Origin of the sequence: Nostoc sp. FACHB-110 (genome assembly GCF_014697425.1) — a bacterium.
In the GTDB taxonomy this organism is placed as follows: domain Bacteria; phylum Cyanobacteriota; class Cyanobacteriia; order Cyanobacteriales; family Nostocaceae; genus Nostoc_B.
Map to the genome: position 1 here is coordinate 1 of NZ_JACJRU010000023.1, position 16,149 is coordinate 16,149.

At 41.4% G+C, this 16,149-nt stretch carries 15 protein-coding genes; 8 read left to right on the forward strand and 7 right to left on the reverse strand.

Translation table 11 applies throughout. From position 1 onward, the window contains the following. The 3 genes from H6G69_RS19725 to H6G69_RS19735 all read left to right on the forward strand — a co-directional run. On the forward strand, positions 1-956 hold a 956-nt coding region (locus H6G69_RS19725), incomplete at its 5' end, for a tetratricopeptide repeat protein (protein WP_190690840.1). Positions 957-1,333: 377 nt separating this feature from the next. Then, complete coding sequence (locus H6G69_RS19730) at positions 1,334-1,762, forward strand: PIN domain-containing protein (RefSeq protein WP_190690841.1); 429 nt, start codon at positions 1,334-1,336, stop codon at positions 1,760-1,762. Between the two features lies 1 nt (position 1,763). Beyond that, positions 1,764-1,973: a hypothetical protein gene (locus H6G69_RS19735; protein WP_190690935.1), complete on the forward strand. Its 210-nt coding sequence runs from the start codon at positions 1,764-1,766 to the stop codon at positions 1,971-1,973. A 300-nt stretch (positions 1,974-2,273) separates the two neighbouring features. Here H6G69_RS19735 and H6G69_RS19740 read toward each other — a convergent pair whose 3' ends face one another. Continuing rightward, positions 2,274-2,708, reverse strand: coding sequence for a DUF3011 domain-containing protein (locus H6G69_RS19740; protein WP_190690842.1), 435 nt, complete (start codon positions 2,706-2,708; stop codon positions 2,274-2,276). A gap of 545 nt (positions 2,709-3,253) precedes the next feature. On the opposite strand from H6G69_RS19740, the gene H6G69_RS19745 reads away from it, so the two are divergent. From H6G69_RS19745 to H6G69_RS19755, 3 genes are all read left to right on the forward strand, one after another. Continuing rightward, a complete protein-coding gene (locus tag H6G69_RS19745; protein WP_190690843.1) occupies positions 3,254-4,621 on the forward strand; it encodes a cysteine desulfurase-like protein in 1,368 nt (455 codons plus the stop codon). A 224-nt stretch (positions 4,622-4,845) separates the two neighbouring features. Beyond that, complete coding sequence (locus H6G69_RS19750; RefSeq protein WP_190690844.1) at positions 4,846-6,081, forward strand: amidohydrolase/deacetylase family metallohydrolase; 1,236 nt, start codon at positions 4,846-4,848, stop codon at positions 6,079-6,081. 298 nt (positions 6,082-6,379) lie between these two features. After that, positions 6,380-7,153 (forward strand): hypothetical protein, encoded by a 774-nt coding sequence (locus H6G69_RS19755; protein ID WP_190690845.1) that lies wholly within the window; start codon positions 6,380-6,382, stop codon positions 7,151-7,153. A 223-nt stretch (positions 7,154-7,376) separates the two neighbouring features. Here the strand turns inward: H6G69_RS19755 and recN are convergent, their stop codons facing one another. The 3 genes from recN to H6G69_RS19770 form a co-directional block, all read right to left on the reverse strand. After that, a complete protein-coding gene (gene recN, locus H6G69_RS19760) occupies positions 7,377-9,125 on the reverse strand; it encodes a DNA repair protein RecN (protein WP_190690846.1) in 1,749 nt (582 codons plus the stop codon). Between the two features lie 630 nt (positions 9,126-9,755). Next, positions 9,756-10,253: an alpha/beta hydrolase gene (locus H6G69_RS19765; protein ID WP_242072120.1), complete on the reverse strand. Its 498-nt coding sequence runs from the start codon at positions 10,251-10,253 to the stop codon at positions 9,756-9,758. A gap of 278 nt (positions 10,254-10,531) precedes the next feature. Beyond that, positions 10,532-10,750 (reverse strand): hypothetical protein, encoded by a 219-nt coding sequence (locus H6G69_RS19770; RefSeq protein ID WP_190690848.1) that lies wholly within the window; start codon positions 10,748-10,750, stop codon positions 10,532-10,534. A 286-nt stretch (positions 10,751-11,036) separates the two neighbouring features. On the opposite strand from H6G69_RS19770, the gene H6G69_RS19775 reads away from it, so the two are divergent. Next, positions 11,037-11,282: a hypothetical protein gene (locus H6G69_RS19775; RefSeq protein ID WP_190690849.1), complete on the forward strand. Its 246-nt coding sequence runs from the start codon at positions 11,037-11,039 to the stop codon at positions 11,280-11,282. A gap of 11 nt (positions 11,283-11,293) precedes the next feature. Beyond that, on the forward strand, positions 11,294-12,265 hold the full coding sequence (locus H6G69_RS19780; protein ID WP_190690850.1) for a hypothetical protein: 972 nt from the start codon (positions 11,294-11,296) through the stop codon (positions 12,263-12,265). A 263-nt stretch (positions 12,266-12,528) separates the two neighbouring features. Here the strand turns inward: H6G69_RS19780 and glpK are convergent, their stop codons facing one another. The 3 genes from glpK to H6G69_RS19795 form a co-directional block, all read right to left on the reverse strand. Beyond that, a complete protein-coding gene (gene glpK, locus H6G69_RS19785) occupies positions 12,529-14,040 on the reverse strand; it encodes a glycerol kinase GlpK (protein ID WP_397326957.1) in 1,512 nt (503 codons plus the stop codon). Between the two features lie 110 nt (positions 14,041-14,150). Next, on the reverse strand, positions 14,151-14,672 hold the full coding sequence (locus H6G69_RS19790) for a GNAT family N-acetyltransferase (RefSeq protein WP_190690851.1): 522 nt from the start codon (positions 14,670-14,672) through the stop codon (positions 14,151-14,153). Between the two features lies 1 nt (position 14,673). Then, positions 14,674-15,837, reverse strand: coding sequence for a helix-turn-helix domain-containing protein (locus tag H6G69_RS19795; RefSeq protein ID WP_190690852.1), 1,164 nt, complete (start codon positions 15,835-15,837; stop codon positions 14,674-14,676). Positions 15,838-16,149 lie beyond the last annotated feature (312 nt).

Sequence of the window (16,149 nt, forward strand, 5' to 3'; positions counted from 1 at the left end):
AAGAACATACCCATGTCGCCACTAGCCTCAACAACCTAGCTCTACTCTACTACTCCCAAGGCAAATACAGCGAAGCCGAACCCTTGTTCATCCAAGCTTTGGCACTGTCGCGCAAACTCCTGGGCGAAGAACACCCCGATGTCGCCACTAGCCTCAACAACCTAGCTCTACTCTACTACTCCCAAGACAAATATAGCGAAGCCGAACCCTTGTTCATCCAAGCTTTGGCACTGTCGCGCAAACTCCTGGGCGAAGAACACCCCGATGTCGCCACTAGCCTCAACAACCTAGCTCTACTCTACTACTCCCAAGACAAATATAGCGAAGCCGAACCCTTGTTCATCCAAGCTTTGGCACTGTCGCGCAAACTCCTGGGCGAAGAACACCCCGATGTCGCCACTAGCCTCAACAACCTAGCTCTACTCTACTACTCCCAAGGCAAATATAGCGAAGCCGAACCCTTGTTCATCCAAGCTTTGGCACTGAAGCGTAAACTCCTGGGCGAAGAACATCCCAATGTTGCACAAAGCCTCAACAACCTAGCATTACTCTACTACTCCCAAGGCAAATACAGCGAAGCCGAACCCTTTTACATCCAAGCTTTGGCACTGAAGCGTAAACTCCTGGGCGAAGAACATCCCGATGTTGCACAAAGCCTCAACAACTTAGCTCTACTCTACTACTCCCAAGGCAAAGACAGCGAAGCCGAACCCTTTTACATCCAAGCTTTGGCACTGAGGCGCAAACTCCTGGGCGAAGAACATCCCGATGTTGCACTTAGCCTCAACAACCTAGCACAACTCTACTACTTCCAAGGCAAAGACAGCGAAGCCGAACCCTCGTACATCCAAGCTTTAGATATTTTTGAGCGACAGTTAGGAATAAATCATCCTCATAGTGTCATGGTGCGTGAAAATTTAGCATCTTTGCGCGACTCTTTGAAATCACAACAGTAAAATTTAACTTCCCAACCTCATCAATCAAGCTTTTATCTCCAAGTTTCGTGTTCTGAACTCGAAGTTTCATGTTTCAAACGAGAATGTTCCTGTTTTAAGTGAGAACGTTCTTGTTCTAAACGAAAATGTTGTCATTTCAAGTGAGAATGTTTTTGTTATAAACGAGAATTTTTTTGTTCTGAAGTGGAATAATGATGTTCTGAGGGCGAGCGTTTTACCTTTTTGCTTTAAGTTTCTTATTCGCAGGTGAAATGATAGTGTTCTGAGGGCGATCGCTCGACTTAAAATCTAAAATAATGTACGTAGAAGCAAAGCGGCTTGTCGTTACACATTGCTTGCGATCGCTTATTTTAAGGTAAAGTTTTACAAAAGTCTATATGACCAGGGTTTATCTAGATACCAGTATTTATAATCGTCCATTTGACGACCAAACACAGCCAAAAATCTTTCTGGAAACACAAGCCATTATCTTAATTTTACAAATGGTGGAAGCAAGACTGATAGAATTGGTTAGTTCTTCAGTTCTAGACTATGAAAATAGTCGTAATCCTTTTGTTGTTAATCAGCAATCAATGGAGCGATACTTACAAATAGCTACATTGAGAATATTAGTAGATGAAAATATTAAAATGAGGGCAGAACAACTAGAACAACAAGGAATTAAACCTATTGATGCACTTCATGTGGCTTGTGCCGAAGCTTCTCAAAGTGATTACTTCATTACCTGTGACAAAAGATTAATCAACCGATGTCAAAATTTATCACTTACAGTCATCAACCCCAATAATTTTATTTTTGAGGTATAAAGTGGAAATTAAAGTTATTAATGAACAAGAAAATTTACAAGAAGTAATGCAGGTGTTACTCACTCACCTAGAACCATCGAAGGTCATGAAATTTTGGGCAACCTGTAAACTAAATGAAGGCGACTATTTACAACTAAAAGAAAAACTATTTGCCCAAGAAACAGTTGCCAGCTTATATACCAAAATTAAGGCGTATCAGGACGAAGCCTAATGTTTCAAGATAGCAGGCAGAGGTGATTAGACATCGCCTCAACTCACAACAGTAAAATTCAACTTCCCAAATTGATCAATCAAGCTTTTATCTCCAAGTTTCGTGTTCTGAACTCGAAGTTTCATGTTTCAAACAAGAATGTTCCTGTTGCCAGTGAGAAAATTCTTGTTCTAAACGAAAACGTTCCTGTGATCAACAAGAACGTTTGTGTTGCCAACGAGAACATTCTAGTTTTAAGTGAGAATGTTCGTGTTCTGAGGTGGAATGCTGGTGTTATGAAGCCGATCGCTTGACTATTATTTATCTATCGTGGTCATCGTGGCGATCGTACCTATCATCTCTATCATAGTCGTCGCGGCGATCGTATCTATCATCTCTGCCATTTCTATCAATGCGGTAGTCATTATCCCTGTCGTACCTCCCATTTCTGTCATAGCGACGGTTTCTGTAAAATCTACCGTTTCTGTTTCTGCCATTTCTTTCATATCTACCGTTGTTATCGCCAATGGCAAACTCAGCGCGACAACCATCTCTCACCCAAATACGATTTCTGCTGTACCCCCAGTTATCTCTGCAACTAGCATCAGACAATTGTCTAACAAATCTAACTCTGCCGCTTGTAGGTACTGAACAAGTATTTCGGCGATTATTCTGGCTAGAACAAGTAATGATTTCTTGTGCTGAAGCGGGAGGTACAACACTCAAAAGTGTACCGATGCTAACGCCGGCAGCCATAAAAATAGCTGCTATTTTAGAAAAATGCATAAACATATCAAAATATTAGGTTGCTTTGAGAATTTCCAACATCAACTATAGTTATTGTAGCGAACTAGATTAATATTAAATTTCCGCAGAGAATTAAACGCAAATATTCTTTGCATTCCCAACAGTGCAGGCTTTAACTGCTAAATTGGTTACTACTAGATATTTTGTTACCTATTGTCTGTGCGCAATTCCCTGACTCTACAAGGATGTTTAATCATCAAGCTAAAAACCAATATATCCAAGCATTAAATATTATTAACTTGATTTAACAACAAACACTTTTCGTGTAATTAATGGTTATCTTGAACCTGACAGCGAAGTATATTTTTTTGTTATGACCTGTTAACTTTAGCAAAGTTAGCAGAGATATATCGGGTATTTTTTAAGTAAAAATCAGGTGATTTTATTATTAAATAATGTATATTTAGCCACCTAAACTCGAATAAAATACCAAAATTAAATCTTTTGCTGCGGCTCAATATATAGATAAAACATAATTAACCTGGGAGTCTGCTATGGAAGCTCTCGACTTAAAATGGATACGCGGTCAGTTTCCCGCACTGACGCAAACCATTAATGGTCAACCTGCGATTTTTTTTGATGGGCCGGGTGGTACTCAAGTGCCGGGGGCGGTACTGGATGCGATGAGTGATTATCTGGTGAGGTCAAATGCCAACGCGCATGGAACTTTTGCTACAAGTGTGCGTACTGATGCCACGATCGCCTCTGCCCGGGCGGCGATCGCTGATTTTTTAGGATGCAGCAGTGAAGAGGTGGTATTTGGTGCTAATATGACCAGCCTCACCTTCGCTTTTAGTCGGGCGATTGGTCGAGAAATCAAGCCAGGAGATGAAATTATTGTCACCAGGCTTGACCATTACGCCAATGTCTCTTCTTGGTATGCCTTAGAAGAACAAGGTGCAACTATCCGCGTTGTAGATATTCATGTTGCAGATTGCACCTTAGACATGAGCGAACTGGAACAATTAATTAATCCACGTACTAAGTTAATTGCTGTCAGTTATGCTTCCAATGCTGTCGGGACAATTAACGATGTTGCGGCGATCGCGCGTTTGGCTCATGCTGTTGGTGCGTGGCTATTTGTGGATGCCGTTCATTATGTACCTCACGCACCAATCAACGTCCACGCCTTAGATTGCGATTTCTTAGCTTGTTCTGCATATAAATTTTTCGCCCCCCACGTCGGGATTTTGTATGGTAAACGAGAGCATTTAGAACGTTTGCAACCTTATAAAGTCCAACCCGCACCCAATGAAGTTCCCTCGCGTTGGGAAACAGGTACTCTCAATCATGAAGGATTAGCAGGAGTTGTCGCCGCAGTTAACTATTTAACTAAATTAGGTTGTCATGTTTCTCCCGCAATTGATAGCGAACTAGTTACAGCTTTAATCACCGCTGACAAAGAAGGTTTACAAACATTTAGTTGTCCGCGCTTTTTGCAATCACCAGATCCATCAAACATCGCTTCGGCTTATCACAGCCGCCGCGCCGCATTAGTCGCAGCCATGTCTGCCATTCAGCAATACGAACGGGAACTCAGCCATAAGTTAATTTCTGGACTGTTAGAAATTCCTGGACTAACTTTGTATGGCATCAAAGATCCGGCGCGCTTTAGTTGGCGTACACCTACTGTCGGAATTCGCCTGGCGGGAAAAACCCCTGAAAGTGTGGCGCAAGCCTTAGGCGAGAGGGGAATTTTTACTTGGCACGGTCATTTTTATGCGATCGGTTTAATTGAAAAATTAGGTTTAGAAGCCAGTGGTGGCTTACTCCGAATTGGATTAGCACACTACAACACCGTCGAAGAAATTCATCAGTTGTTAGAGACATTGCAGGAAATAGCCCTGCTTGTGGAAGGTTAAATTCACATCTTGCACCTAGCCCCAGCGAATAGAATTCGCGGCTATACAAACGAAGTCCGCCTACGCGGACTAACGCAATATCAAGGGTTTTGTCTGTGTAGCCGCGACTTCAGTCGCAGGCGTGCAAGATATGTGTAAAGCCAGATTTATCTGAGTGGAAAATCTTCTGCTGTTCTCCTCAGCACTCAGCACTTTCCACTCAGCCCTATATTGAAGAGGTTTTTATGCATACTCAGTTAAATTCTTACGATTTAGTCTTAAAAAATGGTTGGGTAATTGATCCTAGTCAATCATTAAATGGGCGTTTTGATGTTGCTATTTGTGATGGTAAAATTGCTGCGATCGCCGAGCAGTTACCGCCTTACGAAACTAAGCAAGAAATTGCCGCTAGTCAATATTTAATTTGTCCAGGATTTATTGATTTACACGTTCATGTCTACGAATGGGCAACAACTTTTGGCGTAGCCGCAGATGATGTGGGGATTAATGCTGGCGTAACGACTATTGTTGACCAAGGTAGTAGTAGTCCGTTTACTTTTGCGGGCTTTCAATCAGAAGTTATTGCCAAATCAAAAACCGATGTTCGCAGCTTTTTGTTAGTTAATCATGCAGCTAACCAAACCATAGGTAGTATTTTATCAGGCTTAGAAAGCCCGCAAAAAGTCAAGATAGAAACGTTAATCAAATTGGCACAAGCAAATCCTCAGATTGTGCGTGGGTTTAAAGTTCATGCTGATTCTGGTTCGATATCGCGTTGGGGAATGGGTGTTTTAGCATTAGCTCGACAAATAGGCGATCAAACTAATTTACCTTTATATGTGCATACAGGCGAGTTATTTCCCGTAGTAGAAGCTAATCGACCCAACCCTGAAAAATTGGTTGAGAATGCGCTGACTTATATGAAAGCCGGAGACATTCTAGGCCATTGTTACAGTTGTCAACCAGATGGCTTGATGGGAATACGTACTCAAATACCACAATGGCTATTAGCGGCAATTGAGCAAGGCATACTTTTAGATTTAGGTCACGGGTTAAAATTCAGTTTTGCTGTGGCGCGGCGGATGTTAGCGCAAGGCGTGTTTCCTGACACTATCAGTAGTGACGCTCATGGTAGTTTTAAAAATCTTCATGACGATTCCACCCTGACCTATAGTTTGTGTGGCGCGATTTCTAAACTGGTAGCTTTGGGATTAGACTTAGAAAAAGCGATCGCAGCTGTAACACTCAACCCAGCCCGTGTGTTAAAAGCTGAAACTGAACTTGGTACTTTAAAAGTTGGCTCCATCGCAGACATTTCCATATTGCAGCTAGTCGAGGGTGAATGGTGCTTTTTTGATGCTTTAGAAGAAAAACTAGTCGCCCAACAAAAGCTGATTCCTGTGGGAGTTGTGCGTTCTGGCGAATTCATTCAACCCAGTGGTCGTTTTTTACGCGATTTAGTGGCTAGGGCTTCAGCCTAAAAAAGAAAAAATTAGAGTTGGGGAAAGGGTTCAAACTATCCCCAGCCTTAAAAGACAATCTTGATACTTCAATCCTGAGTTTGTGAACTTCATCTGAGGCGCAATTTGTAAATCTACTGGATATAGAATTTCTCTTCAATTTCTTTTTTGATACTTTTAATAGCGTCAGATTTACTGATAAAACAGTCAAAACTAGCCCGGAAAATTTATCCTAATTTCGTTAAACACTCATGCCATTTTATACTTTATTACGCCTTTGTTACTTAAGCTAGAGAGGTAGGCAGTAAAACATAGAAAAATGAAGAGACTTTGGCGTACTTTGATAGTTTCTGGCCTAGCAGGATTAGGGTTGTTCTCTACTACTAAAGCTCAGGCTGCATCTTTGGAAATTGATCCCACTTATACCTTTCTTAAAACATACGTCGATACCACTTATTACAACGGTGTGACCACCACAGCAGGAAACACCAAAGCCATTTCTTTAGCAGATTTAGGTCTTAAAGGTGGAGACTCCATCAATTTGAATACTTCTGGTGCATTTAACTGGAGTGTTTGGAACCCTGGATACAGAAATGACATGATTGGGGTATTCAGTACGTCAGATACCCTACTTGATTCATCGGTAACACAACGCGTAGTTGATGCTATTGGACTCAATGCTAGCGATGCTAGTAAATATAATTACACACAGACAAATTGGACTTCTCGCACTCTATTTGACTCTGTTAACTACGCAGGTTCTACCTACGATTCTTCCAAAAGTGCTTATATGTGTGATGGTGCTTCTATCAACGATCCTGGTAGACTCTGTGGTAAACAAACATTATTTGATGGTATTTTCGGCATCTTTGGCCAGATGACCATTCAAATTCCCACTGATGCTAAGTTTTTGTTCTTGGCTGTTAACGATGTTTTTTACAGTGACAACACAGAAAAGATGTTAGTTAACATCACCAAATCAGGAAGCTTCACTAACAGTGCCGCAGTTCCTGAACCCAGTATGTTGATTGGTGCTGTTGCGACAATCGCCATCGCTTTAAGAATGAAGCGTAAGCAGCAGATTGCTCAATAAGTAGGGCAGAGAATAGACACAAACCAGAAACGAAGTTAAAGTTTAGATCATTCAAGAGTTTGGATTGAGAATTACTGTCTACTTCTGGTTTGAAGTCAATTTATTAACCGCCATTATTTTCTTAATTGGTATTATATAACGATTGGCTATGATGAACGGGTGTAGAGATGAGTTGTGTCAAACTACACCCATACATTCTTGCTCATACACATCACTGCAATTATCAAGCTAGTTCTTGGCGACGATGGTTTGCGGCTTGGGTTAGCAAAGAATCAGCAAAAGCGATTGCTTCAGTGGCCGATTTACCACCAGCTAACTGTGCTAGTTCTTCCCTGCGTGTATTTAGGTTATCTAAATAAGTTACTCTTACAACGGTACGCTGTTCAGTGCTACCGTTATTTGCTTTTTTACCTTTGCCTTGAGTAATAATTTGCTTATCAACTCTAAAATGGCGGTCAGCCATTGCTGCTACTAAAGGTTGGTGAGTCACACACAATACTTGATGGCTTTGTCCGAGTTGGTGCAATTTTTCAGCGATGGCTTGGGCGACTCTCCCAGAAACACCCACATCAATTTCGTCAAATACCAATGTCTCGGCGGAATCGGCTTGGGAAAAACAAGCTTTCAAAGCTAATAAAAACCGACTCATTTCCCCACCAGAAGCAATTTCTGTTAACGGTTGTAAGGGTTCCCCTGGGTTAGGGCTAAACACAAAGGTAATTTTGTCTGCACCCGCAGCAGTTGGCACAATCGGTATAATTTCTACTTGAAACTTTACCTTTTCCATTGCTAGCGGTTTTAATTCTGATATTAAGCGGGTTTCTAAATTTGCTGCTGCTTGAGAACGCAGTTTAGTTAACTTGTCACAAGCTTGGGTGAGTTTATCAAAACAGATTTTTTCTTGTTGTTCTAAACTTTCGATAGATTGTTCGCTGTCGTTAAGTTCTGCTAATTCTGCTTGAATTTTTTGATAATAAGCGATCGCTTCTATGAGGGTTGGGCCGTACTTGCGGCAAATTTGCTTTAATTCTCGAATTCTTTCTTCTACTTCTTCTAATCGCTGGGGATCGGCTTCTAAACTGTCACCATAGGCGTTAATTTGTCTTCCAACTTCGGCAACTGCGGTTTGTGCTTCCCGCACCAACTCTAATAAAGATTGCAGTTGGCTATCATATTCCACCATGTCATTTAAGGTGGCTTCACTGTCGCCAATTAAATCGGCGGCGGCTGGAGTGTCACCATCGTTTTGATACAAAGCTTGATAGACTTTGTAACTCATCTGCTGCAAATCAACGACGTGATTGAGACGTTCTCGTTCTTGTGTGAGTTGTTCTAATTCTTGCGCATCGCTGAGGTTGGCTGTTGATAACTCTTGTACTTGGTAGGTAAGTAAGTCCAGTTGTTGTAAGCGTTCTCTTTCTGAAGTGCGGCGTTTTTCTAGGGCTAAATGCGCTTGTTGATAAGCACTATAAGCAGTAGCAATAACTTGGCGTTGCTGAATTAAAGCCTCACCACCGTAGACATCTAACCATTCTCGGACTTGGGCTGGTTGTCCGACTTGGACTGTTTGACCTTGGGCTGTAATTTCTACAAGGCGATCGCGCAATCCTACCATAATCTGCCGATTTACCAATACACCATTTACGCGCGATCGGCTGCGGACATTACTACCTGTGGCTGTAATTTCTCGACTAATGACAATTGAGTTGTCATCTATTAAATCTATTTCCTGTTCGGTCAACCAAGCCGCTAAAAAGGGGCTAGATTTAAAAGTTGCTTCTACCAAAGCTCGACTCGTCCCAGTCCGAATGACTCGACTAGAGACTTTGCCACCCAAAGCTGCGTCAATGGCATCTAATATAATTGACTTTCCTGCGCCAGTTTCACCTGTTAAGACATTCAGCCCAGCACCAAATTCTAATTCTAGTTGGTCTATGAGGGCAAAGTTTTCGATTCGCAGACCGAGCAACATCAAGCTAAATTCTCCATAGGTAGTGCTGAGTCAGCATGATTCAAAAAAGACTGTGAAATTACAAGCGATCGCAATTTGTTGTGACTCAGCACCCAAACAGGAACTAGTAGCCCAAGTACCGAAATCCAGCACCCATTACAAATTGCTGCCAAGCTGAGTATACTGTTTTCTTTATTTCATACTTTAGACTTCATACCTCAACCTGCTTGTACTAGTACGCCCATATCAGTGTAACAAATCTAATCATTGCCTCTGCTGGTGTAACTGAAGTACCAAAAGTTAAGCATCTGATTAACTTCTAGCTTGTAGGCTTTTTGCCCCTGAAGCATAGTTTACAACACTACTTATTTAGGACTTACGCAAGAGAACGAAAAATTAAGGTTTTAGCAAGGGTGCAGGTGTGTGGGGGTGGAATGGTGCTAAGAAAAAGTGAAACTTCGTCAGGGCAGGGTGTAGGGTTTAAGACAATTAAATTTTAATTGTGCTTGGGAGTTCACATCTTCTTAATTCCCTACACCCTCTAAGCCAAGCATATCAAGGGTTGATGCTTAACTTAGTAGCATTCGTATGGGGGTGTTTGTATCAAAACAAATTAACCCCAAACCCTAAACCCAATCTCTAGTCCTAAAGTTAGAAGATTTTTGCTAGACTGCTAAGTCTTTCATAAACAGGAATAATGCGATCGCCTTCAACTTCCAGCGAATTTTCTGGATAATTACTAATAGCTTCTAGTAGTGTCACTTCTCCATCTTGCCTCACAGATGTAGTCACAGATGTTCGCAGTGCTTGTACATTGAGTTCGCCCGCAGGTGGATGAAATACTTCTCCAACTTGATTAACTAAAATTGGCCCCGCCCAACCAGAGAGTATGCTATTGACATAATCGGGTTCAGCTTTTAGTCCGGCGGTGAGTGCTTGGCGTGCTAATGCTGGGTCTTGTTTAGCTGTCTGCAAATAAGCTTTCAAGTTCGGTGTAGTTTTGCCTGTTTTGACAAACTGATTCAATTCTTGAACAGTCACAGACCCTTGAAAGCTACCATATTTTAAAATTACTTGCTCGGCAGCATAAGCATCAGCATTAAACAATAAAACACTAGCACTCACTCCTAAAGCTAGTGTCTGGCTCAATAATTTGATAAACTTCCATCTATTGAATTGATGAAAAAGTTGAAGAATCTGCATTTTATCTAACTTTCCTAGTAGTGAGAAGCGTATAAGTTGTTCTGACTGAATCAGACTGTCTTAAAGGCTGTTGAGCATAGCAATCTTATTTGAGAAAATTAATGAGCGACTGATCACCGACTTCTTGAAAAGGTCAAGGATATTGCTATTCAAGAATGATTGAGGTTGGCTATATATTGAGCGAGGTAATTTTGCTAAATGGTATAACCAAAGACTGTTTTATTTTACTTTTGTTCGTCTTGAGTTTCTACTTCTTCGTCTGGACGTTGAATAGCTGGAGGAAAATCCACAAATTCTTGGGTTCTGGTGATATTTGTAGTAGCTCCTTCGAGTAATACATCTTCAGGATTCACGCTTTCGTCAGCTGCCATATCCATAATGCTATCAGCATTGGTATTAGGTTTATTGCCAGTTCCTTGATGACTTGCATGACCACCAGGCATAATTTTTTCTCCACAATGATATGGTAGATACACACTCTCAAGCTAAACTGACTGACTATAAAGCAAACACTATCAGAAGGCTTAAATCTAAGTTGGAAGAATATTGATGCCTCTGTCGTAAGATAGCTTATTGATGAGTGTATAGACTCACTCAACCAATATCTGCAACGCTAGCTTTTGAAATTCATCAGTTGTTTGAACAAAACTTACAATTCAACACACACTGATTCAATTTCATTTGCTTGAATAGCTATATTAATAGAATTGAAATTCACTATTCTGGACTATGGCAAGTAAATACATTGACATACACGAGTACACCGTTAGAGCGCATAAACGACTAATTCACACTAGGGTCTTTCACTTTGTCTGTAAAGAGTGCAATCAGACAACCAAACGCGAGACTTATGGCCCTCGTCCTTTATATTGTGAAAGCTGTCGTCCACCACAAGCACCCCGCAAATCTCTACAGACATCTCAAAAAGCTAAACCAAGACCAATGACTTATAAAAGTGACACCGATTTAGGTTGATTTGAGGGTCTATGAAAGAACAATTGCAAATAGCTCCTCCTCCTCAGACTTTAATTTCGCCTCTGCTGGAACTACGAGAGTACTACATTCAGCTTGTAGAAGAGTACGATAACCTTTACAAACAAGCGCGATCGCAACTCACGAATGTAGAATCTTTGTTATCTAGTTGGGTTTCGCCAGCAAATGCTAGCAACGGTTTGCTGACAGTTGAAGTAGTCAATGAAATGCTGACTACTCCTAAAAAAGACTTGCTGTTATCGCCATCAGACGAGAGGGAATTGCCCAGTCTAGAGTCAAATCTGCAAGGCTCTGACTCTCTAGCAACGAATGAATCTACACCAACTGCAAAGTACACTCAAGAGTTTTCCTTAAATCAAGATAACTCTCTCAATAATGTAGATATTCCGATGCTGTCCGAGTATGCAAATCTGACTCGGATGGATGCTATTAAAAAGCTATTGCAAGAACATCTGGGTACTGTTTGCCATATAGATTTTATTGTGCGATCGCTTTATGGTGATTTACATCCCCATGTGTTTAAGGTCGTCAAAGGCAGAGTCCAATCTTCACTGACACAAGGTAGAGAAAGGCAAGTTTGGTTTGGAATGCCAAATGAGCCTGGTTGTTACACTCTGGATTTGAGTTTGGTCAATGCCAAAACTAGCACTAACTCTCGGACTGCTAACGCTAAAAAGAAAAAACCTGTAGTCCAACCAAAGACAAAAGTTGTACCTATGCTCAAGCCTTACGAAGGGCAATTTTTGATTGATGCTTTAACTACTTTCTTTCGCCAATATCCAGGTAAAGTGTTTGGCGTGGCGGAAGTCATCAATGGACTCTATGGCAAACTAGATCCAGAAGATGTTAAAGAAGTCAAAAGTAAGGTACTCAACGAGTTATCACGAGGTTATCGAACAGGACGATTCTCTAGGATACCCAATCAAGTCGGCTTCTATACTTTGGATACAAAGCTGATTTTATAGATGCTAGAAAACAGGGTTGAGGAAACAGGCTGGGAAGCTTCTTAATGTGCAGATTCTATGCTTATTCCTTAAATTTTGTAGAGGCGCGATATATCGCGCCTCTACTACTGTCTGCTGACTTTTCACTGCAAGTCCTAAAACCTTTGTTAAGTCAGGGGGTTGGGGGTTGGGGTGTATGTATCCAAAACCCATTAACCCCACACCCGACACCCTTACACCCAGCCTCCACAGACAATCTTTGTCCCTAAGTCCTAATGATCATCTCAATCTACCCAATCGAGGCTGCGCTGAACTGCCTTTTGCCAAGTAGCAAAGTTAGCCAGGACATCTCTGCTTTGATTTGGTTCAAAGATGCGGTCTATCTGCCTTTGGCTAACTAGTTTTGTGTAACTATCCCAAAATCCAGCCGCTAAACCAGCACCAAAAGCTGCACCTTGTACAGTTGTATCGCGCATTTTTGGCCTTTCGACAGGAATACCTAAAACATCAGCTTGAAATTGCATGAGAAAATTATTCTCACAAGCACCACCATCAACAATTAACCGTCCCATCGGTGTGGGAGAATAAGTATTGATGGCTTGAACTACTTCTACAACTTGATAAGCGATCGCTTCTAAAACGGCGCGGACTAAGTGTTGGGGTTGGACACTGGCAGTGATGCCAAAGAAGGTTCCTCTGGCGTTCATATCCCAGTGCGGCGCACCCAGTCCACTAAAGGCTGGCACAAAGTACACACCACCGTTATCGCTCACTTGATTCGCCATTGCTTCGGTTTCGCCAGCAGTGTTAATCAGTTTAATGCCATCGCGCAACCATTGGATACAAGCACCACTGGTAAACATACTGCCTTCTAAGGCATAACCAATATTTAATTTCCCAATATCGTTAGTTTGCGTCCATGCCAAGGTGGAAATCAGTTGATTTTGAGAACGCACAATTTCTGAGCCAGTGTGAGCGACTAAAAAACTACCTGTGCCATAGGTGCATTTCATTAAGCCGGGGCGATCGCATCCATGACCAAACAAAGCTGCTTGCTGATCGCCTAAAATAGCTGTGATGGGAATTTCTGCACCCACTAAGGCTTTATCAGTCACGCCAAATCTGCCTAAGCTTGGTTGAATTTGGGGAAGAATCTGCGCCGGAATTTTGAATATCTCTAATAATGTCTCATCCCACTCGCAGGTTTTGAGGTTCATTAACATGGTGCGGCTGGCGTTACTGTGGTCTGTCGCATGGACTTTCCCGCCTGTGAGGTTCCACAGCACCCAAGTATCGATAGTCCCTGCCAAAATATTGTTCAGGTCAATATCGCCAACGTTATCTAACAACCATACAAGCTTGGTAGCACTAAAATAAGCATCAATTACTAAGCCAGTACGTTGATAAATTTCTGCTGCATAGCCTTGTGCTTGTAGTTGATGACAAAGTGGGGCGGTGCGGCGGTCTTGCCAGACTATAGCTTTATGTAGTGGTTTACCTGTAGTCTTATCCCAGATTAAGCAAGTTTCTCGCTGTACTGTTAATCCCAAGGCGGCAATTGCATCTGGGGAAATTTGAGCAGTTGCGATCGCATTTTGCATTACCCAGAGAGTATCTTGCCAAATTTCTTGGGGGTCATGCTCTAACCAGCCTGGCTGGGGATAATACTGTGTGAGTTCTTTATATGCTTGTCCGACAATTTGACCCACTGCGTTAAACACAAAAGCACGGTTGCCTGTTGTACCCAAATCCAATGCCAAAATGTAGCCTGATGCTGTGCTGTCCAAGGTCACTATATAAGTATAAAGTGTGTAGACACCCTTTGGGTGGCTTCCCGTAGGGTAGTATGAAGTATGAAATACACTTTATAACAAGAGGTTGTGTGGCAGAACACCTGATGATATTTCTACATCATTTGCCATTCTTCTCGGCTAATGCCGTAGACTAATACTTCTGTTCCCAAAACCTCGGTTGTACCTTGCAATTTTTCGCCTATTTTTTCGGCGACGCGCACCGAAGCAAGATTTTGGGGATGAATCAAACTCATCAAATGCGATCGCTCTAACTGAGTAAAAGCATAGTTCATTGCGGCTGTTGCGGCCTCTGTGGCAAAACCAAATCCCCAATAAGCCCGCCTTAATGACCAGCCAATCTCCAACCCAGGCCAGCCCTCTGGTTGCCAAAAGCCCACCCGACCAATCATTTCCCCAGTTTGACTTTCTTCTACCGCCCACAGTCCATAACCCCGTAGTTGCCAATGACCGACTATCATTGCCATATTTCGCCAAGCATCACTACGGGATAAAGGTTGGCCTGCACCGATATAACGCATCACTTCAGGATTACCGCACATATCAGCATAAGCATCCAGGTCTGATTCACAAAATCCCCGCATAATTAAACGTTGAGTAGTAATTTGCGGAATCATTTTAGTTTTTTAAAACCATATGTTTTTTTGCATCAAAAGAAATTAAATCTTGTTGTTGTAATTTACTCAATAGCCTAGTAATTGTAACTCTAGTTGTACAGCAAGCACTAGCAATCTCTTCATGGGTAAAGCGGATACTAATGCGAGTACCATTGTCTACTTGTTCACCAGCTTCTTGTTTGAGTAGTTCTAAGAGATAGTGCAGACGGTCTTCGACTAATTGCTTGCGAGAAATCGCTAAAAATGATTCTGTTTGTTGTAAGCGTTGCGTGATTTTTGGTAACAAAATATGGCTGAGTGGTTGGTTAACTGCTAGTTCTGAGACATAAATTGGTACTAACTCAACATCTGCTAAGGCTGTCGCTTGGTAAACAGATAAAGCAGTCATACTCGAACCAAACACCATTTGGTTTTTTGCCAAGCCTAATAGCACTTCTTCGCCTGTTTCACTAAAGGTGCTAAGTTTCACCCAGCCCCGACAAACATACCAAATCACTGAGGTGTTGAGAGAAATATTTTCGCCTTTGGGATGTTTGTATACAGGACGATTTTGAATTAACTCATGGGAATTTGCTGTTAATTGTAATGCAGTTGGATGGCGATCGCTAATGTTCCGCAACAGCCAAAATAAATGTGTAACTTCGCCCTGTTGGTTCCGAATTGCTGCGACTGTTACAGCTGCATCAAAATATTCGCCATAACGTTGTTGTAAGCGAAGAACTAACTCTTTGGTTTTATTGATATGGGCTAGCTGATTTAATTTACTACGAAAGTGTGAGCGTTCTTCTAGACAGACAAAGTTAATCATTGCTTTGCCCACAAGGAACTGTTTAGAAATGTTGAGTAATTTTGTGATGGTTGCATTAGCATCTTCGATGACTCCTGCTGTATTCGTGACTAAATAGCCATCTGGTGCAAACTCAAATAATTCTAGATAATACTGCCGTTCCGACTCTAATAAATTCTGTGTTCTAATTAATTCTTCATTTTGCTGATATAACTCTTCTGCCGCCAATTGTAAAATTTTAGAGTTGTTATATAATTCTTGATAAGCTTGGGGCAGTAAATCAGATGGAATCCAAGGCAAAATTCTAGCAGTTTGGTGTAACTCTGCTAAAGGTTGATACATAGATTCTAAACTTTGAATCAGTCTTTCAATATTCACTTTTAATTTCTGCTCCTTATTTTGCCGAATTTTCGCAAAATAGTTCAATTCAAAAAACTTATACAAGGAATTATCAAATAAAATTCAGGAGTCAGGAGCAAGAGTTCATCTGAGAAATTCTGTGCAAATATGCGGATAAATAAACGCGTTAAACCCTCTACCAAATTGAAAATTTGGTAGTCTTCAATCAGTCGGATATTCAGACATAAAACTGATTGATTCTGACTTATGAATTTTATTTAAACTAGAGTCTAAATAATCTATTATTCTTCATCTACTTTAGGAGATTGGGATACTATTTTAGCTAGTTTA